We start from the raw sequence: 25,770 nt of genomic DNA, 5'->3' as shown, positions 1-25,770 counted from the left end.
GGTATTACTTTATGGAAATCGATATGCGGAGACTATCTAACTATATCGAACGATCGATCACAATCAATCTTTAGTGCAGGCGCCGCGGTTTGCCGCCCATCTTGCCGAATTATTTGAAGTTGTTTTTCCATTCCCGCAAGGCCGCGAAAGCCGCCACCGGACCGTCTTTTGCAGTGAGGCGGCCATCGCCTTGCAGGCTGGCAATGATGCTTGGCTCCAGATAGCGCAGGAAGGGGTTGGTGGCGTTTTCCAGGGCAATCGTCGACGGCACGGTCGCTTGCTGGCGCGCGCGCTTGGCTTGCTCGGCGGCCATGCGTTCGACCAGCCGGGCATTGTCAGGCTCGACCGCCAAGGCAAAGCGCAGGTTCGAGATGGTATATTCATGCGCGCAGTAGACTTGGGTGTCGCCCGGCAAGCTGGCGAGTTTTGCCAGCGAAGCGACCATCTGCGCCGGGCTGCCTTCAAACAAGCGGCCGCAGCCGCCGGCGAACAGGGTGTCGCCGCAAAACAGCCAGGGCTGGCCTTGCGCCACATAGGCGATATGGCCGCTGGTGTGGCCCGGAACGTCCAGCACCGACAGGCTCAATCCCAATTCCGGAATGGTGGCAGTGTCGCCTTCACGAAGCGGGCTGGTGACGCCGTCGATGGCTTCGCCGGCAGGGCCGAACACCGGCACCTTATAATGCTGCAGCAAAGTTTGTACGCCGCCGACGTGGTCAGCATGGTGATGAGTCAGTAAAATAGCGGCAAGCGTCAGTCCGTGGGCTGCCAGCGCGGCCAGAATCGGCTGGGCGTCGCCGGGATCGACCACGGCGGCCAGGCGTCCATCGTGGATCAGCCAAAGATAATTGTCGTTAAAAGCCGGCACCGCCAATACACTTAGCGACTTATTTGCAGATTCATCCAGTGATTTATTGAACAAGGCAGGCATGGCACATCCGTCAGCAGAAAAGTCCATTATAGCGCTCGGCCCCTGGCTGCAGACGCCCACCGGCAGTTACATGCAGGAATGGGAACAGGCGCGCCTGGATGCGATGACGGCGGATATCTTCGGCTTCAATGCGATGCAGATCGGCGTGCCGCAGATCAAGGCGCTGCAGGCCAACCGCATGCGCCATAAATGGCTGACCGACAGCCGCTTGCCCGAGGCGGGCGAGGCGCAGTCGGGAGTAGTAGTGACCCATGATTTCGCCGAGCTGCCGTTCGCCTCGCAAAGCCTGGACCTGGTGGTGCTGCCGCATGTGTTGGAATTTGCCGCCGAGCCGCACCAGATCCTGCGCGAAGTGGAGCGGGTCTTGATTCCCGAAGGGCAGGTCATCATTTGCGGCTTCAATCCCGCCAGCCTGTGGGGCATCCGGCAAACCGTGGGGCGGATGTCGGGCGCGCACTTCCTGCCGCAGAACGCCGAGTTCATCAGTCTGCTGCGTCTGAAAGACTGGCTGAAGCTGCTCAATATGGAGGTCAACCGCGGCCACTTCGGCTGCTATGCGCCGCCGTACACCAGCAGCAAATGGCTGCACCGTGCCGCTTTCATGGAGAAGGCAGGCAACCGCTGGTGGCCGTATTTTGGCGCGGTCTATATCGTGCAGGCGATCAAGCGGGTCAAGGGCATGCACCTGATCGGCCCGGCGTTCAGCAAGCAAGCCATCAAGGCCGGACGCGGCGTGCCGGCTACCAACAAGATCCACAAGGCGGATCAGAACGGCGCGGAGTAAGCGCGCCATAACTTTTTTACAGTACAGCCTGCCAAGCAGGCTGTACCAATAACAGCGTAGTGAAAGGCAGCATGGATAAAGTAGAGATTTTTGCCGATGGCGCTTGCAAGGGTAATCCCGGCACCGGCGGCTGGGGTGCGTTGCTGGTGGCGGACGGCAAGGAAAAAGAATTGTTCGGCGGCGAACGCAACACCACCAACAACCGCATGGAGCTGAAAGCCGTGATCGAAGCGCTGACCGCCTTGACCCGTCCTTGCGAAGTGATCGTGTTCACCGACAGCCAGTATGTGCAAAAAGGGATCAGCGAATGGATACACGGCTGGAAAGCGCGCGGCTGGAAAACCGCGGCGCGCGAACCGGTCAAGAATGTCGACCTGTGGCAGGCGCTGGACGCCGCCCAGGAGCGGCACAAGATCGAATGGCGCTGGGTCAAGGGCATTCCGGCCACGTCGGCAACGAACGCGCCGACCAGCTCGCCAATCGCGGCGTCACCACGGTAGTATAAGAACAGGCCGAAGGCGCGGCGGCATTGCCGGCGCCGCTTTCGCGGCAAGTATTTTTTAGTGTTTGTATTGAATATGAAGTGACCATGCGACAAATTGTTCTGGATACCGAGACCACCGGCCTCAACCCGCGCACCGGCGACCGCATCATCGAAATCGGTTGCGTCGAGCTGCTGAACCGCCGCCTGACCGGCAATAATTTTCATCGCTACATCAATCCCGAACGCGATTCGGAAGAGGGCGCGCTGGCAGTCCACGGCCTGACCACGGCCTTCCTCAGCGACAAGCCGAAGTTCGCCGAGATTTTCGAAGAACTGCGCGAATACACCCGCGGCGCCCAGGTCATCATCCATAACGCGCCCTTCGACCTGGGCTTCCTCGACGCCGAATACAAGCACCTAGGCAAGAGCCCGTTCTCGGCCGATGTCGCCGGCGTCATCGACACGCTGGTGCAAGCCAAGGAAATGTATCCCGGCAAGCGCAACTCGCTGGACGCGCTATGCGACCGCTACGGCATTTCGAATGCGCACCGCACCTTGCACGGCGCGCTGCTGGATTCGGAATTGCTGGCCGAGGTGTACCTGGCCATGACGCGCGGCCAGAACAGCTTCAGCATCGATCCCGGCAGCAGCCATGGCGATGCCGATGGCGACGGTGCAGCCTTGGAGCTGCTGCCGCTGGCGGAAATCGTCGTGCGCAGCGCCAGCGAGGAGGAGCTGGCGGCACACGAATTGCTGCTCAACGGCCTGGACAAAGACGCCAAAGGCACTTGCATATGGCGCAAGACGCCCGCCGAACCGGTAGAAAATGCGCCGCCGCAGTAATCTTGCAAACTTTTTTCACAAGATACTAGCCACGAATCAAAAATGCCCTTATAATTTCGCTTCTTTAGGCGCGTAGCTCAGCTGGTTAGAGCACTACCTTGACATGGTAGGGGTCGTTGGTTCGAGTCCAATCGTGCCTACCAGTATTCTCGGGGTTTGCGGGGATGCTGGGATAAATTTGGGTTAACTCCGAATTTATTTTATGAAAATTGTTGATAGCAAATTATGAATGGAAGCGCAGTACGGCTTCCATTTTTGCTTTTTCCCTTCCGCGATCCGCGGCATCAATCCACTTCGCATACACAGTAAAAAGCATTTTTGCATTTGCATGCCCTAGTTGTCGAGCAATGTATGCTGGATTTACGCCTGCCATCAGTGCAGTCGTCGCATATGTATGCCTAGTTTGATATGCGCGTCGTGCCCGTATCCCCAATTTTTTCAAACTTGGCTTCCAATAATGGTCTCGTTGCGACCTTTCGTCGTGCCATGGTCGGTCGGTGACTGGATTCTCGAAAATCTCTGCTGCTTTCATATATGTAAAACGTTTTTGTGCCTGGAGCGCATTTATGGCTCGATCAACCAAGTCGATGTCGCGGACTTCGCTCGTTTTCAGATCCTTGAATCTGCCCTTGAACGTTTTTGCTCGTGCGACTCTAATTGTTCGATTGTTCCAATCAATGTCATCCCACCGTAGTGCGATGATTTCCTCGGGACGCATACCTGTAAGGAATGCAAAAGTAAAATAGTGAGCCACCTGCAAGTGGAATCGCTCAATCATGTCGGATAGGATGCGCTCCATCTCCGCGATTGTTAGCGGATCAGGTGGAGTTTTCTGGTGCTTTGAATTGTTGATACCTTCCAGAGGATTTATCAGTTCCCGCATATCACGGCCCGCAAGTACAAACGTGCCGCGTAACGGTATAAGATAATTGTTGCACAGCTTCGCCGATGGCCAGGGATGTGATCCGACGGCAGCTGCGATCTTTCCGTGTGTGATCAAGTCAATCCGCGTTTCGGCGCCAAATTTCAATTTCCAAAATTCAAGCGCGTTTTTGTACTGAGACTGCGTCGCCGCCGCCAAGCGTCCTTTAGTTTCAAGCCAAAGAGCGCATGCGGAGCCAAAAGTAGGGACTTCGCTGGGAGTCTCCGCCGCATTTGCGGAATTGGGGAAGTAGGTCCGATAGTCGAAGGCTCCCACTGAGATTTTGACTTTTATTTCAGCTGCTAAACGTTCGGCATAGCGCACGTTCGTAGGAGTAGGCTCTAAATCCAACGTCTCTTTCCGCTGCTTACCCCTCCACATAAAGAGAATTCGGATACTTTTTTTCCGAATTTCTATGCCCCTTGCTCGACCCATTTGTAGTATTCCTCAACGTTCATTGTTATGTGGCCATCTGGCGCGCGCCGATAGTGCCTACCTTCAATCCAGATATCCATTCCATTCCGAAGCCGCAGAGCACTGGCACGTTGCGTATCACGCGCGCCAGAGGGAGCTCCGTGAAATGGCGGCTGCATGATTCCTGTGTCTGTAGGTGATCCACGGCATGCGGCAGATCGCTATGCCGAACGTACGGCGAAGATGGTTGTTTTCAATCATGCTCAGCGAGTCTGCAAAGGGGCATGCCGCAAGAGAAAGAGTGTCGGGCAGTTCGCGCGCGGGGACGATTTGTGCCGGATGTGTAGGTTGCGGGCATGAGGCGGAGCTCCATGAAGCGTTCGGCGAAGCCAATGCGCCGAACGGCTATGTCCCATGGTCTGACCGGCGTTCTGTCCTCCTCATCCTTTCAACGATCAAAGAAGCCCAAGAAGCGCATCAAGTCCAGTCATAAGCCTTTGACCAAGATACGCGCCTCCGCGCGCGACCAGGAATGCACATTGCGCTTTCCCGGCGCTTGTAACTATCGCACCGATACGACGGTTCTTTGCCATTCCAATTTGCTGGAGGACGGCAAGGGCTATGGCATCAAGGCGCCAGACGAAAAAGGTGCGTATGGCTGCTGCCGCTGTCACGACGTCCTTGACGGCCGCGCAAAGCGTCCCGTTGGCATGAGCTACGAGGTGATGATCAATTTATTTTATAACGGCGTCGCGCGGACGAATGCGATTTTGCGCCGCCTGGGACTGATGGAGGCAATGTAGTGAGTGTTCGTATTATGTCGATGGTGTTTGAGCGCTATCAAAACGGCGGCGGTGAGATGCTTCTGGCGCTGGCACTGGCCGATCACGCCCATGATGACGGGACCAGCATTTATCCATCCATTGAGCAGTTGGCCTATAAAACTCGCCAGTCGGAACGTACAGTGCAATACCAGCTACGGGCGATGGAGAAGAGCGGATGGCTGATCCTGGTCAACTTTGGGAATGGTGGCCGTGGTGCTCGCCGCGAGTATCGCATTTCTACTGATTGGCTGAAGGGTGCAAATATTGCACCCTTATCCAAAATTCCCATAGGAGAGAATTCTGTAAAGGGTGCAGAAATTGCACCCCAAGAAAATAAGGGTGCAACTGACGGTCAAAAGGGTGCAATCCAAAGCACAAAGGGTGCAACTGACGACGTAAAGGGTGCAAAGCTTTTGCACCCACATATAACCGTCACTAACCATCATGAATCATCAGAGAATCGTCAGGACGCTCGCGGCAAGCGCTTGCCCAAAGACTGGACCTTGTCGAAAGCTCTGGGGGATTGGGCGCTGGAGGAGCAGCCAACCTGGACGCCAGAGCATGTTCGTCGCGTTGCTGACAAATTCCGGGATTACTGGGTAGCGGTTGCCGGCAAGGCTGCCCGGAAGACGGATTGGCCGGCGACCTGGCGCAACTGGTGCCGTAACGAAAAGCCGCTGATGGCGGGCAAGCCTGCCGGCCAAGGAGCGTGGTGGGCAACCGATGATTCCGTGATGGCCAAGGGTGCTGAGCTCGGGCTCAAGCCGCTGGCAGGAGAGTCGATGCCGGCCTTCAAGGGGCGCGTGCAAGCGACGATCGATAACGGCGGTCAGGTGCCACCTCCGCCGCCAAGCAGGATCACGGCAGTTCGTAAGAAAGCCGACGATGAGCGAGGCACTAAGCCGAATGGCTTGAATTTGAAGGCATTGATTAAACAGAAAGGCCGGCTAGATGATCTGCACTGAAGGCGCCAAATTGGACTTGGGGACATCGAGTCCAACTGTGACTGTGATTAATTTCGTTGTAGACGGCCAACCAGTGGCGAAAGGCCGCCCGCGCTTTGCTCGCGTAGGGAAGGGCGTCAAGGCATATACTCCGGCCAAGACGGCGACCTACGAGCAACAGGTGAGTTGGGCGGCAAAGGCGGCGATGCGTGGCGCCAGTCCGCTGGCGGGACCCGTTGAGCTGTACGTCCTCCTGTACATGCAAATCCCTGCCAGCTATTCCAAGGCGAAGCGCGCCCGGGCGATTTCCGGCGACCTTCGGCCAACGGGCAAGCCTGACCTGGACAACGTCGTCAAGGGTATCAAGGATGCTTGCAACAACATCGTTTGGGCTGATGACTCGCAGGTGGTGCGGATGGTAGCCAGTAAGCACTACGCGGCGCGTGCGTCTGCCACTGTTATTGCCGCTCCTGTGGAAGGGAATTCGTAATGGCCGGCACCAAGCGACCCCGTAAGGCATACAAGCCGAGAGGAGCATTCGTTCCTATGATGCGATGCACTCGGAACGACCTGGCGCTGGAGCTGCGGCTGGCGATTGAGTTGTTGATTGCAGAACCTAGCCCGGATGCTTACAACCAGCTCTCGAAGATGCTCCTGGCTATGGGGAATACTGGCGCCCGCGGCCCGTCGCTGGCAAGAGCTAACAACACCTTGCTGGCAATCTGTGATCGCTTCGATAGGGTAGGTAAGGTCGGCGTGTCGGCAGATGAAGCTGCGTCGTTGCGTTGTGCCGCCGGTGGGTTGGATGAAATGCTCGGTCACATTCCCATCAATGTATTTAGCGCTGCAGTCGCCGTTGTGACTGCGCAGTGCATGGAGCTGGGCGTATGAACAATTTGGAAAAGCAAAATGAATGCGGAGGGCTCTATGGGATATGTTAATGACATTGCAGCGTTTTCGGCATCGGCAGATAGGCGTGCCGGCGCGGGCGCCCAGGCCTGCGATAGAGGAGAGGAAATCTGCCGCCGCCTCATTCTGGCCAGAAAGCTCAATCACCTCGATCAGCGCGAGGCGGCGAAGACTTTAGGCTATAGCAATTCATCGCAGCTATCCAAGATTGAAGCCGGCCAGGCCAGCGTATCGAGAGAGTTCATTGTGCGTGCGGCCATCGCCTATGGGGTGAGCGCTGATTACCTACTGGGGCTGTCGAATGAACCAGAGCGGGATCCGCGCACGGCTGAGCAGGTGGCGGTTCTGCGGTCGGTACAGGGGACGGTCGAGCAGAACGTCGCCGCGATGGTGACGGTTCTGTTAAAGAACGCCGGTGAGGTAGCACCATTACGTTCGCACCTTGAGAGCTTGACCCAGCGCGTCAGCCAGCTGCAGGAAGCATACGACAAGGTATGCCGCAAGAACGAGGTATTCCAGAACGACGTCCTGGCGGGCTCGATTTTGGAAAAAGCGATTGACGCCGCCGGCGATGCTGCGTGCAAAGCAAAGCAGTTTGTGGAGCGCCGGACGATGGTTGCTGATTTTCGTGCGAAGGCGGCAACGGACGATACTAGTTATCCATTATTTTCCGGGGCGTGCTGACATACAGGTTTTCGCACGGTGTTGCGAGAAAACTCAAATATTTCTGAAAAAGTCATCCAACTTGTAAGACCGCAATCGGCGGCGGATTGCAGGCGTTCGAAAGTGTCTGCCAAACTGATTGCGCTTCAATGTTATTAATACCAAATTCATTACTGTTAGCCTTAACAGTTGCCAACGATCATGTTTACTTAGATGATAGCGCTAACATTGGCGTATAATTTTTATATGGAAATATATCGTTTTGGTACTAACTGATATTTCCATGGCAACACTACTTGCATGTGAGTGAATACGTCTATCGAATCAATACCCAGTTGGGTTTTAAGAAAACTCAAGATCAACATTTTCGAGGAGAGGGGCGGTGCCAATGACCGCTTTTCGCATTTTCTACTGAAACGGGAAACTAAGTTGGGCAATTCCGAGCGCAAACGAGCAGCTTTACCGAAAACCCGATTTAAGGTCCAAGTCGTATGCGAAAATCACATAGACCATAACAAAATAAGATAATATAATCCATATCCACTCGGCAATATAAGTGTTTTTTTGTTATTGAAATTAAAGTTAAGCGGTAACAGTAGGCAACATCGTAGAAAAAACGGTATTTAATTCCAATGCGTACGCATTTTGCGAACAGCATTGTCTCTTTAGTATCTTGTCTGGCGTATTCATCGGCAGTACGGAATACTCCGCTTATTCGAAGTAACTATATGACTCGAAGACGTGTATTTGATCGTGAGCAGTTCGTTGTCGCGGCTCGTGAAATTGTTCAAGAACAAGGGGCAAGTAAGCTCACGTTCGATGCGGTATGTATGAAAATTGGAGCTAGCCGCGGGGCCATAACCTATAACTTCCCCACAAAACGAGACTTGGTGGTTGCCATGATTGATGACATGTTCGAGCACACGAGAAGCCTGGTCGAGCAAGCGATAAAAATGGAAAAAGATGTGCCAAATACCATTCTAAGGTCTATGGTACGTTTGACCGCAGATGTATCGGGGCGGATGAAAGATTTTTCACAAGGACTCTTTCAGAGCGCCGTCGCAGAAGAGCCTCGCGTAATAGAGCCATTCTCCCAGTTCTATGGTGACTATTGGGCAAAAATCGTCGAGGAGGCACAAGATCCAGTTCGGGCTTTAATGATCTGGACGTCCGTGGAAGGTCTGATACTACTTGATAGTTACAAACCGCCACCGTATACACACGAACAGCGAAACGCATTGGTCGAATTATTACTTGTTGAAGCTACGCATGCTTAGCCTGCAGAAAGGCAATTTGAAAATTCTTCGACAAATGCGATTGTGATTGAATCGTATTTATTGAAATAAATGGATATGGAGCTAAGCAAAAAGCCTTGACAAAGATGCTAAAAAATCTGGTTGAGAAAACAAAATATGGATGGATTTGTTCTTATTGTGCTAAGCAACCTAATGTTATTTTTGAGCTCGAAGCAGAAAATACTCTCATCATTCTTGAATAAAATGGTAGACATATTAACAACTAACGTCTCACGTTAATACGCTCCTTAAAAACCAAATGCACCCCATGAAAAATGCAAAGGATGTAAATGAATATGTCAAAAATGCGAACAGGCTGTTGGACGTAGTCAAAATCCAACTTGGACTCCAAAACGATGCTGCGCTCTCACGTTGTCTAAAAGTGCCACCGCCGGCCATTAGCAAAATTCGGCATGGCAATTCGGTTGTAAGTGCATCCCTTTTGATCGCTCTTCACGAAGTCAGTAATTTATCAGTTGCTGAACTGAAGCGTGCTTTGAGCTCGAGTACTCCTTGTGAGTATAAGAATGAATGAGTTGGATCTTGATTTGTGCTCATTCTTGTTCCGTCTTTGGAGTGAGTTCTCAGGTCAGACCAAGGTTGTTTGAAGAATGAAGCCGCTTGCAAAACCTTTTGTGCCTCAAATTGATTGGGTTGTTCCGCAATTTGCAGATCCAAATTGTTCCTTTGCTCGCAGAGTTGACCCTCTCTAACTGATCCACTTTCCACTGCCTGGCGAAGGCGGCGACACGATCATACGACCCTTCAAATCCGAGAGCGCATAGATCAACGTGCATCTGTTTTAGCGTTCGACGCTGCTTGCGTGATTTGGCCATCTCAGTCTTAAGCCAAGCTGATAGCTTAAATGCGTATTTGTCGATGGCACTGGGGGTATGTCGCTCTGGGTAAGCCGGTTCTACGAGGTCGGCACGTAGATATCGCCGGACAGTATTTCTTGAGATGCCTAAACGTTTAGCAATCTCCCTCAATGAGATCTGGTCACGTAGGTGCCGCGCCAGACCGAGACGCCACCGAAGTGATCGGTCTCGAAGCTTGGATAGGTGTTATTTCATTTTCCTTTGGCGTTAGTTAGTACATTTGCTGCGGAAGGCAGCGAAGAGAACCAGAAGACTGGCTTGACCAGAATCTGAGCCCATCTCGTATGCGATGGCGACATTAAATCAGTTGCACAATTGAAGATAAACTCCCCAAATATCATTTCAATATTTGATTTTTTAAAACAATATGAGCATCGACATCGTAGTGAGCATGCGGGTCTTTACCGCCGTGGTGGATGCCGGGAGTTTTGTCGGCGCAGCGGACAAACTCGGTCTATCACGAGGCATGGCCACACGTTATGTGGCGAGACTCGAAGAGCATTTGGGCGTTCGGCTGCTCCAGCGGACCACGCGTAAGCTCTCGCTCACGGAGGCGGGCATTGAATATAACGAGCGTGCGATCGAGGTTCTGACCATGATCTCGGACGCCGAGAGTTCGGCAGCGCAGGAAGCCTCTGCTCCGCGTGGAATTTTGAGGGTGAGCTCCTCGAATGCGTTTGGTGCCGGTCATTTAGGCTTGGCGATCGCAGAATATCTGCAGCAATATCCGGGTGTTCAGGTCGATGTCACACTCAACGACCGGCTGGTCGACTTGGTTGAAGAAGGTTTTGATGTCGCAATACGTGTCGCATCAAAAATTGATCCAGGACTGGTTTCTCGCAAGCTCGCGCACACGCGCCTCGTGGTTTGTGCCTCGCCTGGCTATTTGGAAAAGCATGGAGTCCCTATAGTTCCTGAGGACCTAGCCAAGCACCAATGTCTTACTTACGCCTATGTGAGTGCACCAAACGAATGGCGCTTCAGACGCGAAGATGTGGAGCAAAAGATTCTTGTTTCCGGTATTTTATGGGGCAACAGTGGCGACATTTTGCGCGATGCTGCCGTCGAAGGCCTTGGCATTACTCTGCAACCGGACTTTATGATCTATGAGGCGCTGCGTGAACGGAAATTGGTACGCGTTCTCTCGGATTGGGAAACCGACGATCTCGCTGTATTTGCCGTTTACCCTAATCGCAAGTTTCCGCCGCCTAAAGTGCGCAGCTTCATCGATTTTCTTGTTGAGCGTTTCAGTACGGAGCCCTATTGGAACATTAAAGTGCGCTAACCAGAGAAATGATTTTGCGTTTTCACACAGCCTCGGTCGCAAGCTGTCCATCACCTGTGTTTGCAATTGGCCAGATGGCGGCATTCAAAGTTTTGAGCATTCGAACTCAAACCTTCAATTGATTTCGCCCTTGGTAATCATTTCAACGGGGAGTGAAGTTGATTTCGTAATCAATCCTACCTTGATACTTACAAAACTGATGATGGCGCCAATGCCGAGTGCGAGACCTGCCAGGACTAGCGCGACCTGCATGCCCGCAAGGAGTTTTTCCGGTCCTCCTGCGACCAACGATCCGAACACCCCGACGCCGATGACGCCCCCGATCTGGCGGGCGGCGTTTAACGCTCCAGAGGTAATGCCTGTGCGCTGCCTATCGGCGCTGGCGAGAACGGCGGTCGTCATTGCGGGGACCGTCAGCGCCACACCGATGCCTGCCGCTAGCAATGGGCCGACGATGACGCTGTAGGAGGTTCTGCTGTCGATGCCGGCCAGAGTCAGGTAACCGCAGGCGGCTAGCGCCTGCCCCATCACCATGGGCAGCCGCGGCCCGAACCGCGCGGTCAGCCTACCAGAAATCAAATTGGCGATGGTTACTAGTGCTGTCATCGGCAGAAAAGCTAGTCCAGTCATCAACGGTGAATACCCTTTCGTCGCCTGGAAGAATAGACTAAGCACAAACATCAGCCCGTAGTAGGCGAAGTTGGTGATGAGTCCAACGCCGCAGGAGGCACTCACCACTGACGAGCGAAACAATGACAGCGGCAGCATAGGATCCGCGCCACGGGCTTCCGCCAATAGGAACAACGCGCCGGCCACCAAGAAACAGGTAAAACCTGACAGGACTAGCGGATGCGTCCAGCCGAGTGCGCCGGCCTCGACGAAGCCGAGGGTGAGCCCACCTAACGCGAGAATCGCCAATACTTGCCCGGCGAGGTCCAATCCACGGTTGGGTGTTTTTGAACCCGACGGCGCATAGGATAAAGTCAACCAGATGCCTAATAGCCCGAGTGGCAGGTTGAGGAAGAAGATGCTCGGCCAACCGAAGCGATCCACCATGATGCCGCCAACAACAGGCCCGGCCGCAAGCGCCAAGCCGCCAACGCCAGCCCATATACTCACGGCTCGGGCACGAGAGCCCGCTTCCGGAAAGCTGGCGCTAAGCAATGCCAACGAGGCTGGTACACAAAGTGCAGCACCCACTCCTTGGACGATGCGGCCGGCAATGAGGGTGCTGATTGTGCCCGCCATGCCGCAGGCCAGTGACGCAATGGTAAACAACGCAAAACCTATGACGAAGATTCGTTTGGCACCGAAGCGGTCACCAACGGCACCTGCCGTTAACAGCAGGCTCGCAAAGACCAACGTGTAAGCGTTAATGATCCATTGCAAACCGGTCACGTTGGTGCTGAGCGACGCTTGGATTCTTTCCAGCGCAACGTTCACGACTGTGACGTCAAGAGTGACAAGGACTAAGCCTAGACTGGTGGCTATCAAAGTCAGGCGTGGCGATGTTGATTGATTCGGTTTCAGATAAGGCATGAGAGGAGAGTCCCAGAGATTGTTTTCTTGTTGAAAAATGATCGTCACGAAAACCGCTGACCAATTCCAATCTCATTGTATTGCTTTGAAAAATTATATAAACTGCCATTTTGTTTGATGACTACCTAGGAAATATTGGTAATGGACATCTTCAAGGCTATGGCTATCTTCATCCGTGTAGTTGACACGGGGAGTCTGACGGCGGCAGCAGCGGAATGCGACCTTTCGCCAACCATGGTGGGCAACCATTTGCAGGCGCTAGAGGATCGTCTCGGTACACGGCTCATCAATCGGACCACACGGCGGCAAAATCTGACCGAATTCGGCAAGGCCTATTACGAACGATGCATTGAGATCCTCGATCTCGTTGGAGATGCCGATGCCCTCGCACTCGAAACACAGACCAGTCCCAAAGGGCGGCTTCGTGTTACCGCATCTGCGACTTTTGGCACGGAGCGATTGATACCCGCGCTCGCCGACTATACGGCGTGTTATCCCAAAGTGGATCTCGACGTGGTCATCACCGATACTGTCGTGGATTTGGCTGAGGACGGATTCGAGGCGGCGATCCGCCTTGGCAACCTTCAGGGTTCCGACCTGATTGCCCGCCCGCTTGCACCGTATAGGTTGATGATTTGCGCCGCACCGAGTTATCTGACGAAGCGCGGTGAACCGCGACGACCGGAGGATCTTGCGCAGCACAATTGTTTGGCCTATACCTATTCCTCGCGGTCCGAGTGGCGATCGGCACAGGCATCCTGGCGCATGACTGGTCCAGAGGGCGAAATCAGCGTGCCGATTTCGGGCCGGATGCAAGTCGACAGCGCCCAAGGGTTACGCCAGGCTGCGCTCGCTGGCATGGGCATTGTCATGCTGCCTGAGATAATGCTGTCAAAGGATATCGAGGACGGCCTTCTCGTTCGCCTGCTCCCCGGATATATACCGCCGATCCGGCCGTTGAACCTCATCTACCTACGTGATCGCCGTATGTCGCCCAAGCTGCGCAGCTTCGTTGATTTCGTGGTGGAGCGCTTCAGTTTAAAGCCATGAGACAAGTGGTCGTCATCAAGGATATCATCGAGTACTGTAGTCAGCAGCGGCTGTAAAAAGACTTCCAACGCCATGCAGCTCAATCAGGAGGATGTGATGAGTCAATTGAAAGATGTCAAAAAAGTGTTGTTTGTCGGCCAGCAGCCGGAAACTGTCGATTTCTCGGACCCGGCGTTACCGCCAGGCTTCAATGCAGAGAAAATTCATGCCGGCATTGCCATTGGCATGCAGCAGATGGCAGATCGTGGGTGGCGTGCCGACCTTTGCTTGGTGCGGCCGGATGAATCAGCTACTGTGGCGCTCGAGCGGCAACTTGCCAGCGCGACCTATGACTGCGTTGTAATCGGTGGCGGAATCCGCATCCCCCCTAAGAGCCTGTTGCTCTTTGAAAGACTCTTGAACAGCGTCCACAAATCGGCTCCCAAGGCATCTATCGCTTTCAACACAGTACCCCAAGACACTGCGGATGCGGCTGGTCGATGGTTCTAAACTGTGTAACGAATGCGCGCCATTTTAGATATTTCCTAGTTGCATGAGGCTAGGATGGCTTGCGCGAAGGCGGCTTTGTTATGAACTCACATGGTCGTCGACACTAGGGGCAGCCCAATTGGATCGAATGGAAAACCGGGCGATTTCATGGAAAGGCGACTGCTGAGATATTCGAAAGGGCGATTGAAATGCCAAAGAACTCCCATGTGGTGCTTTACGTTCTGGTGTTAATAGCAGTTGTCGTCGGTGTAGATTTGCTATTCTTTAAGAATCGATTCTGGGAACGGCTGATAGTGAACATCGGTATTGTCTTGGTGTTCGCGACCTTCTATTTGAGATTCTTAAAATGAATCCGTATGCCGGAAGAATGAAGAGTTCCAGAACGATGTCCTTGCCGGTTCCCTCTGTGCGACTGGGTCGGTAGCAATCAATTAAACATTGGGGAGGTAATGCTAATTGAGTGGGAAACGTCTTGAGCCGGCGTGACAATTTTTCAAAGTTGAGTTGCTGGATGTTCGGCCAAAGGTACGAACGTATTAGTAGCGTCAAGCGCATCTATTGAGCCACTCTCGATATCGTAGATCCATCCGTGGAGCGTCAACCGATCTTGAGCCAGAGCTAATGCTACCGATGGATGTGTGCGTAAATTGTTCAACTGCGCAATAACGTTCTCGCGAACCATGCCGTTTATCCGGTCATTCTCGTTCGCGTGATTCTTAGACTCATTAATCATCCGGGCGGCATCGGCATAGTGCAGCCAGTGTTTTACCGCCGGCATGTGATCTAGGCATGCGCACGTTGCGACAGCCTTCATTGCGCCGCAATCGGAATGACCACAGATCACAATATCCGTTACTTTCAATTGCATTACTGCATATTCAACTGTTGCGCTGACACCGCCTGGCTCGGGGCCGAACGAAGGCACGATGTTTCCTGCATTGCGAATTACGAACAGCTCGCCCGGTTCTCTCTGTGTTACAAGCTCCGGCACCATTCGGCTGTCAGAGCAAGAAATGAATAACGCTTTAGGTGTTTGGCCAGTCGCGAGAGTCTTGAATAACTCTTTACGTGCTGGAAAGACATCTTGTTGGAAGCGTAGAAAGCCATTGATAATGTCGCGCATATTCAATTAAAAGCCGATTCAGGAGCGTCATTATCGCTTGAATTTTTACAAGCTGTCATCTAAAAACAGGTGGTTTTCGTAATGGTACCGGTTCTATCTTGACTCAGTTCCGATAGAAGTTCCGCGCACTCTTGGATCCAATCTAATAGTCCTTCGTGCATGTTTTTCTCCTCTTAGGGTGGGCATCTATCGATGCAAATCTTTGGCCCGAATCGGTGTATATCGAGCCAGCATTTTCCAATCCTTGTGGCCAGAGACAAGAGCCACTTGCTCGATGCTACCATCAACATTCGGCACGCCTGAGCGCCTCCTGCCCCTTTTGGTATCTTGACATTTTTATATGGAGACATTCGAATGAGCTACGACTATAAGATTTTTCGCACTATCGGTCTGGCGCCTTCATCACTTGAGGAATTCATAGAGTCATCCGGTAATCCCCCCACAAAAAAGTATCAGTTAAAAGTAGAATTTTCTTAAATGCGATTTTGAGGAAGTTTTACATGAAGACATCACGCTTTACCGAAAGTCAGATCATCAACATCTTGAAGCAGGCCGAGGCTGGCACGCCAGTGCCGGAGCTTTGTCGTGAGCACGGGATGAGTTCGGCCTCGTTCTACAAGTGGCGGAGCAAATACGGTGGCATGGACGCGTCGATGATGACGCGGATGAAAGAGTTGGAAGATGAGAACCGTCGACTCAAGAAGATGTACGCCGAAGAGAAGCTGAAGGCCGAGATCATTTCGGAGGCGATGCAAAAAAAGTGGTGAAGCCATCTCACCGACGTGAGATGGCACAAACGGCAGTCCGAGCGCATGGAATCAGCGTCAGCAGCGCATGCGCGACTTTCGCGATCAGCCAGACCTGCTATCGCTACAAGGCAAAGCTATCGGAAGATAACGAGCGTGTCGCGGACTGGTTAATCCGGCTGACCGCGAACCAGCGAAACTGGGGCTTCGGCCTTTGCTTCCTGTATCTGCGCAATGTCAAAGGATTCGGCTGGAACCACAAGCGCGTCTATCGGATATATCGAGAGCTAGAGTTGAATTTGCGAATCAAACCAAAAAAGCGGCTTACCAGAGCAAAGCCTGAACCGTTGTCGGTACCAACGTCGATCAACGACGTCTGGTCCATGGACTTCATGCACGATCAATTGTCGGATGGGCGTAGCATCCGCCTGTTCAACGTCATTGACGATTTTAATCGTGAAGGCTTAGGCATTGACGTCGATTTCTCCCTGCCGGCAGCCCGCGTCGTTCGGTCGCTTGACCAAATTATCGAATGGCGGGGAAAGCCGACGACGATCCGCTGTGACAACGGGCCCGAATACATCAGTTCGACACTGGCCGCGTGGGCGGAAAAGCACGGCATCCAAATCAGTTTTATTCAACCAGGACAGCCACAACAGAATGCTTATATCGAGCGCTACAACAGAACGGTTCGCTATGACTGGCTCGCACATTACCTGTTCGAATCCGTCGAGGAGGTTCAGGAATTTGCGACGAAATGGCTCTGGACTTACAATCACGAACGCCCGAACATGGCGCTCGGCGGCATCACCCCGAAGCAGAAATTGGCCCTTGCGGCTTAGCCTCTACTTTTAACTTTGCTTAAAAATGGGGGGATTACCATCCGAACCATTTGAATCCTATGAGTCTGTCAAGGCGCTGATATCACGCCATTCTGATGGAATTTTCTGGAATGATAGCGAACAGATAGGTACGCTGGAGAACGATATTGGCCGCTTCGAATTTCAATGCTCCGATGACTTGTTGGAACTCGGCATGATTTCTCTGCGTACGTCGTTTAGACAAGACGTCACGGCTGGACATGATTTTCTCCGCAACCTTTGTCATGCTGAGAATATGACCGCATTGGATGAACAGACTATGGAAATAATCGTTGACACACAATAGGTGTTTTGTGGACGAAGTGTTTCGCTCAAGTCGTGGTTCGGCCAAGAGCTGACAGTCGGTGTTAATCTATTATCTGCCACGGTTAGTTCAAATATCGGGGGCCAATCTAACTAAATGAGGAGTTTATGAGTCGACTACTTGTTCTAACCGTGCTTCTACTCTCTAACACATTGGCCGTCGCTCAAAACACTCCGCCGCCCAATTATGAGAGTTGGGGCGTGTGTCCTTTTGAGTGCTGCACTTATCGGGAGTGGACAGCGGATGGAGAGATAGCTGTACATCAAGACCGCAACGAAAAATCGGCGGTCGTTTTTCAACTGCGTTCTGGACAACCAGTCGATGGCGTCAATGGCGTGGTCGTCGCAGAAAAGCCAGGGGTGATTATCGTAGACCGAGCGATTCGGGATGGTTATATCAAAGGGAGCGACCAACCACAACTATCACTAAGCGCGGGTGATGTCGTGTACGTGGTTTCCCCTTTGGGCGAAGGGTCATATCTGTTCTGGTATGAGGGGAAAATCTACCAGAGCGGAAATAACCTTGCTGGAATGCCTGGCGTCGATGGGCGGGCGGCGAAAATGACTTGGTGGAAGCAGGTGCGAAATAAATCGGGCAAAAGCGGATGGACCGCGTCCGACAAATTTAAGAATGTTGACGCCTGCGGGTAAGTCCGCTTAGGGTTGAGGCTGTGTAAAAACGCAAAATCATTTCTCAGGTGAGCGCGTTCGTCTTCGATCCAATTTGGAAACGAACCTGCACGTAAAACATTAGCACGGAGCACGGCGACAAAAAAATATTTAACGGCTGCGAAAGGCCTGCTCAATTAGCAGGAACAATATCTCGTAGAGATGCAAAAAAAGGCCGTCAGGCCCTCATGGCTGCAATCAATCGATGAGTACCCAGTATTGCCATGATCCGTTTCAGATTGTAAGCCAGTACGTGCAAGCTCATTTCAGTACTCACCCGTGGGAGTGACCTGGTCAGGAAGTGCGTTGCACCCATCCATGCCTTGAGCGTGCCAAATGGATGCTCGACGGTCTGCCGGCGTAAGCGGGCAGGATTGGGCCAGACATTTAAGCGCCGCTGCATTCGCTCAAGTACATCCTCATGTTCCCAACGGGCGATACGCCGATTGGTGCCGGTAGTACATTGCGCCTTGATTGGGCATGCCGGGCAGGCAGACGACCAATATTTATGCCACCGCAACCCGTGTTCGATTGTTGTGAAACGCCAGATAGCTCGTTGTCCGGCCGGACACTGGTACTCGTCGCTTTGCGCCAGATAAATGAAATCCGTTTTATCGAAGAGGCCTTGTGCCCGGTTGCCCGAAGTCAGAGGTTTCGGTACCAGCGGCGTCACGCCAAGCTTCTCGCATGCGAGAATTTCCGCTCCGCTGAAATAGCCGCGGTCCGCGACCACAGTCAAATCTTGCTTTCCGATTGCGTTTTGCGCTTGTGCCGCCATCGACGCTAGCTGCGTTCGATCGTGCCCGACATTGGTCACCTCATGCGACACGATCAGATGATTTCTGGTATCGACCGCAGTCTGGACGTTGTAGCCCACCATGCCTGTGCCACGGCCACTCGTGGCCATGGATCTGGCATCCGGATCTGTCAGAGATATTTGCTTATCTGGTGTCTGCTGCAGCTGCTTGTTGATCTCGTTGAATCCTTCGATCTGCTTCTTGATGGAGGCAATTTTTTCCTTCAGATGCGAGACGCGGGCCTCAGGCACTAACTCCGGCTGGCGGTCGGCACGATCAAGCTCCTCGAGGTAGCGTGCAATGTTGGCTTCGAGTTGCTCGATTCGTGCCTGAAGCTTCCTGTCGGTAAAGTTCTTATCGCGATTGTTGACCGCCTTGAACTTGCTGCCATCGATGGCGATATCGGTATTGGCAAACAGATCGAGATTGCGGCACATCAGAACAAATTGACGACAGACCTTGCTGATCGCTGGCCCGTTGTTCTTGCGGAAGTCTGCAATGGTCTTGAAGTCCGGCATCAGGCGACTCGTCAGCCACATGACCTCGATGTTGCGTTGTGCCTCGCGTTCCAGGCGCCGGCTCGATTGGACTCGGTTGAGGTAACCGTAGATATAAATCTTCAGCAGCACGCTGGGATGATAAGACGGCCGTCCGGTCTGCGCTGGCTTCGCGCCACCGAAACCAAGCGAGCCAAGATCAAGCGAGTCGACAAAGACATCGATGACTCTGACAGGATTATCTTCACTGACGTAATCTTCGAGCTGCTCTGGCAGCAGGATACTCTGCGTGCGATCCGTTCCCTGGACAAAGCGTTTCATCGAAGCCTCGATCAAATATGCAATGTCGATTTGACGCTTGTATCGAGAAATAGTTTACTAACTGGATGCGTTTTCACACAGCCTCGGTTGCAAGCTGTCTATCATCGGTGGCTGTGCCTTTGCTTGCGAAATTGCCCCTATCTCACAGTCGCGGCCGGTGAGTTCAAAGGCTGACGAGAAACTCATTTGGTTGCTAGGCGAAACCGGCTGGCGTCCTTTGCGGGTGCCGCACCAAAGATGCGTGAATAGTCGCGGCTAAATTGGGAGGGACTATCGTAGCCCACCTGATAGCCCGCGCTCGCCGCATCGAGACCATCACTGACCATCAGGCGGCGAGCCTCCTGCATTCTCAACTGATTTCTGAATTCCAGCGGACTCATTGCCGTAATGGCCTTGAAGTGGTCATGAAACGTCGAACGACTCATCCCGGCAATCTTGGCGATGTCGTCAATACGAAAAACCTCCTTGAAATGCGCCCTGATCCAGAGGATCGTCCGCGCGATCTGCCCATGCCGGCTATCGGACTGCGTGATCGCGTAAATGACGTCGCCGCTCGGCCCGGAAAGCAGCCGATAGAAGACCTCGCGCACCGCCAGCGGCCCCAGCGCCTCAAGATCATCAGGCGTGTCCAGTAGCGTGACGAGGCGTATGACGGCATCGAGAAGGCCTGAAGTCATTTCATTGAGGGTAAGCCCCGCCGGGACGGCGCGCCGATGACGCAGAGGCAAGGCGCATCTTTGATACCTACGTGGATCGCGGCGGCAACTTCATCGATACTTCCGTCAACTATACGAACGGGGCCTCCGAGCGAATTCTAGGCAGCTTTATGAAAGGAAAGCGCGACCAGATCGTACTTGGCACTAAGTTCACAATGGCCCGTGATATGGCCAATATCAACTCCGGCGGCAACCACCGTTTCAATCTCGTGCGATCGGTCGAAACCAGTCTGCGCCAACTGGACACGGATCGTATTGATCTGATGTACGTTCATGCTTGGGACTTCACGACCAGGCCCGATGAAGTAATGCGTGCGCTGGACGATCTGGTACGTATGGGAAAGATCCTCTATCTGGGTATCTGCAATACGCCGGCCTGGCGTGTGGCGGAACTGCAAACTTTGTCCGATCTTCGGGGCTGGTCGCCGCTGGTTGCGCTGCAGATCGAGTACAGCCTGGTGGAAAGAACCGTGGAACATGAGCTTCTGCCCATGGCAAAAGCCCTTGGACTTGGCGTGCTACCTTGGTCACCGCTTGGCGGCGGCATTCTGACCGGCAAGTATAGCCGTGCCGATCTCTCCGATGAAAACGGGGCGGATATTGCCACCAGCCGCAAAGGTGTAATCGCATCGTCGGGACATCTCAACCAGCGCTCCCTGGATATTGCCGATGTGGTCGGTGTAATCGCAGAGGAACTGGGCGTCTCTCGTTCGCAAGTCGCAATCGCCTGGACGCTAACCAATCCGGGCGTCGTCTCTCCCATCATCGGAGCGCGTACGTTAAGACAGGCGGAAGACAATCTGGGCGCATTGGAAGTGGCTCTGAATGAGGACCAACTGGCTCGCCTGAATGAAGCTAGCGCGCCGGCACCAATCTTCCCCGAGTGCTTTGTCGGACGCCCGATGGCGCAGCAGCTGATCTTCGGTAGCGCCAAGCTGGCCGGCAGGAACTGAAGTGTGGTTCGCAGCGCATCTGCCTGACTAATCAGCCCCCCCTGATCGGCGCAGCCTGCAGCACATACGTGCGTACGGCGGCGTCGGTCACTAACAGATAGACCACAAACAAAACAGATTACGAAACTACTATGAAGAAACATTCTTACGTCGGCATGTGGGTCACCAAAGACGGAAAAATACGCCAGGAACTGCTATCAAACGGACGCTATGACGAGGCGCGGGGCGCGAAAAAGAGTATGTATCAAGGCCGGTATGAAGTAAAAGGCAGCCATGTTGACTACTGGGACGACACAGGATTCACGGCAGACGGCACCTTTGTCAGCAACGACGAACTCCATCATGGCGGAATGATTTTTTACCGTGAGAAGTAAGCAGGCATCATCGCCGGCGGTAATCTCGAACGTACTCACTGGGCTGACGGATACAGGCGGCTTCACAAATCCGTGGTTTCTATGGAGGCTAATTCACGAGCCGCTCTCGTTGCGTAAAAAGCATTTAAGCATTTGCATATTACGCAACGAGAATTATCTGTTAACTTCATTTGCGGATTGTGCTCGACGATCAGACTTTTCAGAAATAAAAAGAGCTTCCCGGTTCGCAATTATTGCCATTAAATCCACGCAGTCGTGATTGGGATTGTGGCGGTCTGGAACTACCTTGTTGATCAATCGCGCCCAATTACCAGAATTGATTCCGGAGGCGCGCGCAAACAAACTGGCGAACATCCATAGGTTCAGGATGACGCCAAGACCTCGGCAACCCAATCGACGAACGCGCGCACACGTGGAGCCAGCTGCCGCTGGTGCGGATAAACGACTGACACCGGCAGCGGTGCGGCTCGAAAATCCGGCATCACTTCAACAAGTTGGCCATTGGCGAGATGGTCTTCTATCGTGCGACGTGGTAATTGGGCCAGACCAAGGCCAGCGAGGCAACATGCGACGTAAGCTTCGCTGCTGCTGACTGAAATGGCGGCGCGCGTCCTTACCGTTTTTGTCTGGCCGTGTTCGACATATTCCCATGGCAGGTTGCTGCCAGTACGATCGGAAAAATAGTTCACTGTAAGGTGATGTTGCAAGTCGGCCAGCGTGTGCGGTGTGCCTTGACGCTCCAGATAGGAGGGCGCCGCACAGTTGATCTGCTCGAGCATGCCAATGCCCCTTGCGACCAACGCCGAATCCGCCAAATAGCCGACGCGTACTGCGCAATCGATGCCTTCACCCACTAGGTTGACCAGCTGGCCACGCGTGGCCAGCCGGATCTGAATATCCGGATAACGCCTGACGAACGCAGGCAGGGCAGGAATGACGACCAAGCGTGCAAGTCGCTCCGGCAGGTCGACCCGGACAATTCCACGAGGGTTATTTTTTGGACCTGTGAACAGGGCGTCCGTGTCATTCAGATCGGCAAGTACCCGGGTACAGGCTTCGAGGTACTGCGAGCCTTCCTCTGTCAGCTTCACTCGTCGGGTCGTACGCTGAAATAATCGTACGCCGACCTGTCGCTCGAGAGCCTGGATAGCCGTACTGGCGCTTGATGGAGGCATACCGAGGCGGTCCGCAGCCTTCCTGAAGCTTTCCAGTTCGGCCACCTGGACGAACAACTGCATGGTAAGGAAACGATCCATTGATTATTCGCCTAACACGTTTAATGAATTCATTGTACGTGGATTTATCTATTTTTCCTCGGGCTTTAGACTACGCAATATCGAATGTATCAACTGCGTATTCTATCAATGACATTGGGAGTAACAACATGAAAAACCGTAACAAGAAAACAATGATGGGCCGACGCCAAGCAATCAAGGCAGGTTCTGCTGCAGTGGTTGCCGGAATACTGCCTCAGCTCTCGTGGGCGCAACGGGCGTCGCCCGCGGCCGACAATCCGATCCGTATCGGTTTTTGCACCGATCTTTCTGGTCCGTATCAGGAGGTGGACGGTCCCGCGGGCGCTGAAGCTATCCGTATGGCGATCGAAGACATGGGCGAAACTGTTGCCGGCCGACGCGTAGAACTTGTTCTTGGCGATCACCAGAACGACCCACAGCGCGCTGCCGCGATCGCGCGTCAGTGGTGCGCGCACGACGGCGTGGACATGTTGATCAGCGGCGTCAACTCAGATACGAGTCTGGCGATGACTGCGATTGCTGCGGAGCATGGCAAACTGGTTTTTGTCGTTGGGGCGGGCACCTCTGTTCAGACGCGTGAGCGTGCCAACCCCGCGATCATTCAATACGCCTACGATACCGGCGCGCTTGCCACTGTGCCTGGCGTGCTGTTGACGCACCAAGGACTACGGCGGTGGTTCTATGTCACCGCCGACTATCCGTTCGGGAGGGAACTCCAGGAGCACGGAAGCGCTGCGGTCAGGGCTGCTGGCGGCGTAGTCGTTGGCACGGCCATCAACCCGCATGATGCGGATGACTTCGTCCCCTACCTGAAATCAGCCCTCGATAGCAATGCACAAGTAATAGGGCTCGCGAATGGCCATGCAGAGTTGCTAAAAGCGATGGCGGCGGTCGATACGCTGGGGCTGGCGCAGAGGATGAAACTCGTTGGCCTCCTCACCTTCATCGACGATATCCACCATATGGGATTGGCGAAGGCACAAGGGCTGTACCTGGCGGACAGCTGGTTCTGGACTCGCGATGCAGATGCACGTCGCTGGGCCGAGCGATTCTTCGCACGTCGACAACGGATGCCTTCTTCGCTCCATGCTGCCGACTACTCGGCAGCTCTCCAGTACCTGAAAGCGGTCGCTGCGACTGGTACGACCGATCTTGGTAACGTGCTTACACATCTGCGGCGCGTGTCATTTGACGATATGTACCTTAAGAAAGGCCGACTACGCGAAGATGGAGTCTTGCTGCACGACATGCATCTCCTTCGCGTTAAAGCGCCGGCGCAGTCGGACAGCGAGTGGGATTACTACGAATCTATCGCAACACTGGCGGGCGAAGATGCATTCCAGCGTGAATGAGGCGAGTACCTATGTGTAGCGTTCAGGAAAAAGAAAAGGGATTTATGATCTATAAACTGGGAGTCGGATAGGGACGTAAGCTGTTACTGGGTGCATATGCACTTAGAACTTGCTCCGCAGAAGAAACGTTATAGCGGAGTAAAAAAGGAAAGGCCCACATCGCTGCGGGCCCTTTAGATATTGGTGCTGGTTGCAGGACTTGACCCCCGCCCCCCTGATTAAAAATCTTATTAGGAGGTATTCAACTGGAGGGTGGCAGCGCTCGTGCTTACTTACTCCCGCTTTTCTTCCAACGTATTTTGAAAGCGTGCATTTTCCAGCGTCAGTTCAGCCACAATTTGTTTCAGCTTGGCATTCTCTTCCCGCAAGCATTTCAAGTCTTGCGGATAGTCGGGCATGCCACCGTATTTCCTCTTCCATTCCAGAAAGGTACGCTCGGTGACCCCGGCCTGCTTGATCACATCGGCCAACGGCATGCCCAGCTCTTCCTGCTTCAGCGCCGCAGCGATCTGGTCGACTGGGATTGGCGAACGCTTCATGGCATTCTCTTGCATTCTGTTTTAGCGATCTTGTAATGCAGACAGGTTCGGCATTTTTTCCAGGCCAAGGCGAGCTCTAATCAAGGGGTCTTTATATTGATCGCCGATGTTCATCAGGTTTTGGCTGACGGCATTGTTTTCTGCGGAAGGCGAAACCGTCGCTCCTGTTGCTGCGGCTCTTTCCATGCCAGGACAGGAGCGACCGGTGGATTCAACTGCTTTTCGGTTGGCTTCGCTTTGGCAGAGTAGGGCAAGCGCAACGTCGTTCAAGCCCATCGCACGGAATTCCCTGGAATCAAGGCGCCGTACGCAAGCCTGGTCAACCATTGTGGTGCCGCCGGTGGCGCCGAAACCTGTAAACGACAAGCCGAACGATGCAGAACCCATGCAAGTGTCGGACAAAGTGGTGGTCAGCGAAGGTGCGACAATGTTTGGTACGGTCTTGACGGTATAAGTGCCGCCGTAGTCGACCGTGGTCAGTGTGTTGTTGGGGCTGCTGCCGGGTTCGCCGGCTGCTGCCGCGGAGGTAGCAGTCGCACCGCCTGCGCCGCTGGTGGTTCCTGTGCCTGTGCTAGGCAACGATACCGATACGCTCACCGTTGAATTGCCGCCGGCCGAATTCGAGCGCGAGTTGCCGCCGGCGCCGCCGGCAGCAGTGGAGTTGCCGCCGGTCGATGAGGAGCGCGATGCGCCGCCGCCGACGGCCGAGGCGTTTGATCCGCTGGTCGAGCCGCTGGATGAATTACTGTTGGTGCCGATGGTGTTCACGCTTGAGCCGGCGCCTTGAGAAGTCGAGGTAGAAGTCGAGCCAGAATTGGAGCCCGAGTCAGAGGTGGAACCGGATATGATATCCGCCAGCGCCAGATTCGTCGCTGAGAGAGCGATCAAGAGCGCCGTTGCTTTGAGTGCGCATTTCATTTTTTTCTCCTAACAGGGTTACTCGGAAATTACTTTCCTTTCACCCCTTGCGAACGGTTGGCCTGGAGCTA

At 53.7% G+C, this 25,770-nt stretch carries 26 protein-coding genes, 1 tRNA gene and 2 pseudogenes; 18 read left to right on the top strand and 11 right to left on the bottom strand.

Annotated elements, in window-relative coordinates:
• Nucleotides 1-109: 109 nt before the first annotated feature.
• Nucleotides 110-931: a hydroxyacylglutathione hydrolase gene (gloB, locus tag CPter91_RS16195; RefSeq protein ID WP_061941992.1), complete on the bottom strand. Its 822-nt coding sequence runs from the start codon at nucleotides 929-931 to the stop codon at nucleotides 110-112.
• Between gloB and CPter91_RS16190 the strand changes: the two genes are divergently transcribed.
• The 4 genes and pseudogenes from CPter91_RS16190 to CPter91_RS16175 all read left to right on the top strand — a co-directional run bounded on the left by CPter91_RS16190 (nucleotide 930) and on the right by CPter91_RS16175 (nucleotide 3,185).
• The gene (locus tag CPter91_RS16190) at nucleotides 930-1,715 is read left to right on the top strand and encodes a class I SAM-dependent methyltransferase (protein ID WP_061941990.1); all 786 of its coding nucleotides are present in this window, start codon (nucleotides 930-932) and stop codon (nucleotides 1,713-1,715) included. The genes gloB and CPter91_RS16190 overlap by 2 nt on opposite strands.
• A gap of 71 nt (nucleotides 1,716-1,786) precedes the next feature.
• Nucleotides 1,787-2,220 (top strand): annotated as a pseudogene (gene rnhA / locus CPter91_RS16185) (ribonuclease HI).
• Nucleotides 2,221-2,304: 84 nt separating this feature from the next.
• Nucleotides 2,305-3,042: a DNA polymerase III subunit epsilon gene (gene dnaQ, locus CPter91_RS16180; protein ID WP_061941988.1), complete on the top strand. Its 738-nt coding sequence runs from the start codon at nucleotides 2,305-2,307 to the stop codon at nucleotides 3,040-3,042.
• 66 nt (nucleotides 3,043-3,108) lie between these two features.
• Nucleotides 3,109-3,185 (top strand) — tRNA-Val (locus tag CPter91_RS16175).
• An 80-nt stretch (nucleotides 3,186-3,265) separates the two neighbouring features.
• On the opposite strand, the gene CPter91_RS16170 is transcribed toward CPter91_RS16175, so the two are convergent.
• Entirely contained in the window at nucleotides 3,266-4,399 is a 1,134-nt protein-coding gene (locus CPter91_RS16170; protein WP_061941986.1) for a site-specific integrase, read from the bottom strand.
• A gap of 350 nt (nucleotides 4,400-4,749) precedes the next feature.
• On the opposite strand from CPter91_RS16170, the gene CPter91_RS16165 reads away from it, so the two are divergent.
• The 6 genes from CPter91_RS16165 (at nucleotide 4,750) to CPter91_RS16140 (ending at nucleotide 8,995) form a co-directional block, all read left to right on the top strand.
• Nucleotides 4,750-5,181 carry a nuclease domain-containing protein gene (locus CPter91_RS16165; RefSeq protein ID WP_236905838.1) on the top strand — a complete coding sequence of 144 codons (432 nt, stop codon included), beginning with the start codon at nucleotides 4,750-4,752 and terminating at the stop codon, nucleotides 5,179-5,181.
• Nucleotides 5,181-6,167: a helix-turn-helix domain-containing protein gene (locus CPter91_RS26990; protein ID WP_167595184.1), complete on the top strand. Its 987-nt coding sequence runs from the start codon at nucleotides 5,181-5,183 to the stop codon at nucleotides 6,165-6,167. Before CPter91_RS16165 ends, CPter91_RS26990 begins: the two co-directional genes overlap by 1 nt.
• Nucleotides 6,168-6,204: 37 nt before the next feature.
• Nucleotides 6,205-6,636: a RusA family crossover junction endodeoxyribonuclease gene (locus CPter91_RS16155; protein WP_236905837.1), complete on the top strand. Its 432-nt coding sequence runs from the start codon at nucleotides 6,205-6,207 to the stop codon at nucleotides 6,634-6,636.
• A gap of 56 nt (nucleotides 6,637-6,692) precedes the next feature.
• Nucleotides 6,693-7,037, top strand: a complete 345-nt coding sequence (locus tag CPter91_RS16150; protein ID WP_061941978.1) for a hypothetical protein — start codon at nucleotides 6,693-6,695, stop codon at nucleotides 7,035-7,037.
• Nucleotides 7,038-7,073: 36 nt separating this feature from the next.
• Nucleotides 7,074-7,739: a helix-turn-helix domain-containing protein gene (locus tag CPter91_RS16145; protein ID WP_205631610.1), complete on the top strand. Its 666-nt coding sequence runs from the start codon at nucleotides 7,074-7,076 to the stop codon at nucleotides 7,737-7,739.
• Nucleotides 7,740-8,446: 707 nt separating this feature from the next.
• Complete coding sequence (locus CPter91_RS16140) at nucleotides 8,447-8,995, top strand: TetR/AcrR family transcriptional regulator (RefSeq protein ID WP_061941974.1); 549 nt, start codon at nucleotides 8,447-8,449, stop codon at nucleotides 8,993-8,995.
• Between the two features lie 698 nt (nucleotides 8,996-9,693).
• Here the strand turns inward: CPter91_RS16140 and CPter91_RS25845 are convergent.
• Nucleotides 9,694-10,044 (bottom strand): annotated as a pseudogene (locus CPter91_RS25845) (helix-turn-helix domain-containing protein); the annotation flags it as partial.
• Nucleotides 10,045-10,258: 214 nt separating this feature from the next.
• Between CPter91_RS25845 and CPter91_RS16135 the strand changes: the two are divergent.
• Complete coding sequence (locus CPter91_RS16135) at nucleotides 10,259-11,176, top strand: LysR family transcriptional regulator (RefSeq protein ID WP_061941972.1); 918 nt, start codon at nucleotides 10,259-10,261, stop codon at nucleotides 11,174-11,176.
• A gap of 114 nt (nucleotides 11,177-11,290) precedes the next feature.
• Here the strand turns inward: CPter91_RS16135 and CPter91_RS16130 are convergent, their stop codons facing one another.
• A complete protein-coding gene (locus CPter91_RS16130) occupies nucleotides 11,291-12,763 on the bottom strand; it encodes an MFS transporter (RefSeq protein ID WP_082792908.1) in 1,473 nt (490 codons plus the stop codon).
• A 93-nt stretch (nucleotides 12,764-12,856) separates the two neighbouring features.
• Here CPter91_RS16130 and CPter91_RS16125 point away from each other — a divergent pair, with 93 nt between their 5' ends.
• Together CPter91_RS16125 and CPter91_RS16120 are read left to right on the top strand one after the other, a co-directional pair.
• On the top strand, nucleotides 12,857-13,765 hold the full coding sequence (locus CPter91_RS16125) for a LysR family transcriptional regulator (protein ID WP_061941970.1): 909 nt from the start codon (nucleotides 12,857-12,859) through the stop codon (nucleotides 13,763-13,765).
• A 96-nt stretch (nucleotides 13,766-13,861) separates the two neighbouring features.
• Complete coding sequence (locus tag CPter91_RS16120; protein WP_236905836.1) at nucleotides 13,862-14,254, top strand: hypothetical protein; 393 nt, start codon at nucleotides 13,862-13,864, stop codon at nucleotides 14,252-14,254.
• A gap of 493 nt (nucleotides 14,255-14,747) precedes the next feature.
• Here CPter91_RS16120 and CPter91_RS16115 read toward each other — a convergent pair whose 3' ends face one another.
• A complete protein-coding gene (locus tag CPter91_RS16115; RefSeq protein ID WP_061941966.1) occupies nucleotides 14,748-15,377 on the bottom strand; it encodes a carbonic anhydrase in 630 nt (209 codons plus the stop codon).
• A 500-nt stretch (nucleotides 15,378-15,877) separates the two neighbouring features.
• Between CPter91_RS16115 and CPter91_RS16105 the strand changes: the two genes are divergently transcribed.
• Nucleotides 15,878-16,965, top strand: a protein-coding gene (locus CPter91_RS16105; RefSeq protein ID WP_099047175.1) for an IS3 family transposase whose coding sequence is annotated in 2 segments (ribosomal slippage) — nucleotides 15,878-16,130 and nucleotides 16,130-16,965 — 1,089 coding nt in all. Because the reading frame shifts where the segments join, the coding sequence is not laid out codon by codon here.
• Between the two features lie 82 nt (nucleotides 16,966-17,047).
• Here CPter91_RS16105 and CPter91_RS26985 read toward each other — a convergent pair.
• The gene (locus tag CPter91_RS26985; RefSeq protein ID WP_167595183.1) at nucleotides 17,048-17,206 is read right to left on the bottom strand and encodes a hypothetical protein; all 159 of its coding nucleotides are present in this window, start codon (nucleotides 17,204-17,206) and stop codon (nucleotides 17,048-17,050) included.
• A gap of 209 nt (nucleotides 17,207-17,415) precedes the next feature.
• Here CPter91_RS26985 and CPter91_RS16095 point away from each other — a divergent pair, with 209 nt between their 5' ends.
• The gene (locus tag CPter91_RS16095) at nucleotides 17,416-17,958 is read left to right on the top strand and encodes a hypothetical protein (protein WP_061941962.1); all 543 of its coding nucleotides are present in this window, start codon (nucleotides 17,416-17,418) and stop codon (nucleotides 17,956-17,958) included.
• A 196-nt stretch (nucleotides 17,959-18,154) separates the two neighbouring features.
• On the opposite strand, the gene CPter91_RS16090 is transcribed toward CPter91_RS16095, so the two are convergent.
• Both CPter91_RS16090 and CPter91_RS16085 read right to left on the bottom strand, forming a co-directional pair.
• Nucleotides 18,155-19,591 carry an IS1182 family transposase gene (locus CPter91_RS16090; protein WP_061945813.1) on the bottom strand — a complete coding sequence of 479 codons (1,437 nt, stop codon included), beginning with the start codon at nucleotides 19,589-19,591 and terminating at the stop codon, nucleotides 18,155-18,157.
• Between the two features lie 182 nt (nucleotides 19,592-19,773).
• Nucleotides 19,774-20,319: an AraC family transcriptional regulator gene (locus CPter91_RS16085; protein ID WP_236905835.1), complete on the bottom strand. Its 546-nt coding sequence runs from the start codon at nucleotides 20,317-20,319 to the stop codon at nucleotides 19,774-19,776.
• A gap of 20 nt (nucleotides 20,320-20,339) precedes the next feature.
• On the opposite strand from CPter91_RS16085, the gene CPter91_RS16080 reads away from it, so the two are divergent.
• Nucleotides 20,340-21,260, top strand: a complete 921-nt coding sequence (locus CPter91_RS16080; protein ID WP_236905834.1) for an aldo/keto reductase — start codon at nucleotides 20,340-20,342, stop codon at nucleotides 21,258-21,260.
• A gap of 131 nt (nucleotides 21,261-21,391) precedes the next feature.
• Nucleotides 21,392-21,634 carry an Atu4866 domain-containing protein gene (locus CPter91_RS16075; protein ID WP_061941960.1) on the top strand — a complete coding sequence of 81 codons (243 nt, stop codon included), beginning with the start codon at nucleotides 21,392-21,394 and terminating at the stop codon, nucleotides 21,632-21,634.
• A 362-nt stretch (nucleotides 21,635-21,996) separates the two neighbouring features.
• Here CPter91_RS16075 and CPter91_RS16070 read toward each other — a convergent pair whose 3' ends face one another.
• A complete protein-coding gene (locus CPter91_RS16070) occupies nucleotides 21,997-22,890 on the bottom strand; it encodes a LysR family transcriptional regulator (protein WP_061941958.1) in 894 nt (297 codons plus the stop codon).
• Nucleotides 22,891-23,018: 128 nt separating this feature from the next.
• Between CPter91_RS16070 and CPter91_RS16065 the strand changes: the two genes are divergently transcribed.
• Nucleotides 23,019-24,242, top strand: coding sequence for an ABC transporter substrate-binding protein (locus CPter91_RS16065; protein WP_167595182.1), 1,224 nt, complete (start codon nucleotides 23,019-23,021; stop codon nucleotides 24,240-24,242).
• 272 nt (nucleotides 24,243-24,514) lie between these two features.
• On the opposite strand, the gene CPter91_RS16060 is transcribed toward CPter91_RS16065, so the two are convergent.
• Both CPter91_RS16060 and CPter91_RS16055 read right to left on the bottom strand, forming a co-directional pair.
• The gene (locus CPter91_RS16060) at nucleotides 24,515-24,781 is read right to left on the bottom strand and encodes a transposase (RefSeq protein WP_061941956.1); all 267 of its coding nucleotides are present in this window, start codon (nucleotides 24,779-24,781) and stop codon (nucleotides 24,515-24,517) included.
• A 21-nt stretch (nucleotides 24,782-24,802) separates the two neighbouring features.
• Nucleotides 24,803-25,699, bottom strand: a complete 897-nt coding sequence (locus CPter91_RS16055) for a hypothetical protein (RefSeq protein ID WP_061941954.1) — start codon at nucleotides 25,697-25,699, stop codon at nucleotides 24,803-24,805.
• Nucleotides 25,700-25,770 lie beyond the last annotated feature (71 nt).

It is taken from the genome of Collimonas pratensis (assembly GCF_001584185.1).
Classification (GTDB): Bacteria; Pseudomonadota; Gammaproteobacteria; order Burkholderiales; family Burkholderiaceae_D; genus Collimonas; species Collimonas pratensis.
Note: the sequence above shows the minus strand (reverse complement) of the source record. Positions and strands in the feature narration are given on the sequence as shown.

Coding starts and splice junctions, on each gene's coding strand:
- CPter91_RS16190 (WP_061941990.1), top strand. CDS start 930: ATGGCACATCCGTCAGCAGAAAAGTCCATTATAGCGCTCGGCCCCTGG.
- gloB (WP_061941992.1), bottom strand. CDS start 931: ATGCCTGCCTTGTTCAATAAATCACTGGATGAATCTGCAAATAAGTCG.
- dnaQ (WP_061941988.1), top strand. CDS start 2,305: ATGCGACAAATTGTTCTGGATACCGAGACCACCGGCCTCAACCCGCGC.
- CPter91_RS16170 (WP_061941986.1), bottom strand. CDS start 4,399: ATGGGTCGAGCAAGGGGCATAGAAATTCGGAAAAAAAGTATCCGAATT.
- CPter91_RS16165 (WP_236905838.1), top strand. CDS start 4,750: ATGAAGCGTTCGGCGAAGCCAATGCGCCGAACGGCTATGTCCCATGGT.
- CPter91_RS16150 (WP_061941978.1), top strand. CDS start 6,693: ATGATGCGATGCACTCGGAACGACCTGGCGCTGGAGCTGCGGCTGGCG.
- CPter91_RS16145 (WP_205631610.1), top strand. CDS start 7,074: ATGGGATATGTTAATGACATTGCAGCGTTTTCGGCATCGGCAGATAGG.
- CPter91_RS16140 (WP_061941974.1), top strand. CDS start 8,447: ATGACTCGAAGACGTGTATTTGATCGTGAGCAGTTCGTTGTCGCGGCT.
- CPter91_RS16135 (WP_061941972.1), top strand. CDS start 10,259: ATGAGCATCGACATCGTAGTGAGCATGCGGGTCTTTACCGCCGTGGTG.
- CPter91_RS16125 (WP_061941970.1), top strand. CDS start 12,857: ATGGACATCTTCAAGGCTATGGCTATCTTCATCCGTGTAGTTGACACG.
- CPter91_RS16120 (WP_236905836.1), top strand. CDS start 13,862: ATGAGTCAATTGAAAGATGTCAAAAAAGTGTTGTTTGTCGGCCAGCAG.
- CPter91_RS16115 (WP_061941966.1), bottom strand. CDS start 15,377: ATGCGCGACATTATCAATGGCTTTCTACGCTTCCAACAAGATGTCTTT.
- CPter91_RS26985 (WP_167595183.1), bottom strand. CDS start 17,206: ATGTCCAGCCGTGACGTCTTGTCTAAACGACGTACGCAGAGAAATCAT.
- CPter91_RS16095 (WP_061941962.1), top strand. CDS start 17,416: ATGAGTCGACTACTTGTTCTAACCGTGCTTCTACTCTCTAACACATTG.
- CPter91_RS16090 (WP_061945813.1), bottom strand. CDS start 19,591: ATGAAACGCTTTGTCCAGGGAACGGATCGCACGCAGAGTATCCTGCTG.
- CPter91_RS16075 (WP_061941960.1), top strand. CDS start 21,392: ATGAAGAAACATTCTTACGTCGGCATGTGGGTCACCAAAGACGGAAAA.
- CPter91_RS16070 (WP_061941958.1), bottom strand. CDS start 22,890: ATGGATCGTTTCCTTACCATGCAGTTGTTCGTCCAGGTGGCCGAACTG.
- CPter91_RS16065 (WP_167595182.1), top strand. CDS start 23,019: ATGAAAAACCGTAACAAGAAAACAATGATGGGCCGACGCCAAGCAATC.
- CPter91_RS16060 (WP_061941956.1), bottom strand. CDS start 24,781: ATGAAGCGTTCGCCAATCCCAGTCGACCAGATCGCTGCGGCGCTGAAG.
- CPter91_RS16055 (WP_061941954.1), bottom strand. CDS start 25,699: ATGAAATGCGCACTCAAAGCAACGGCGCTCTTGATCGCTCTCTCAGCG.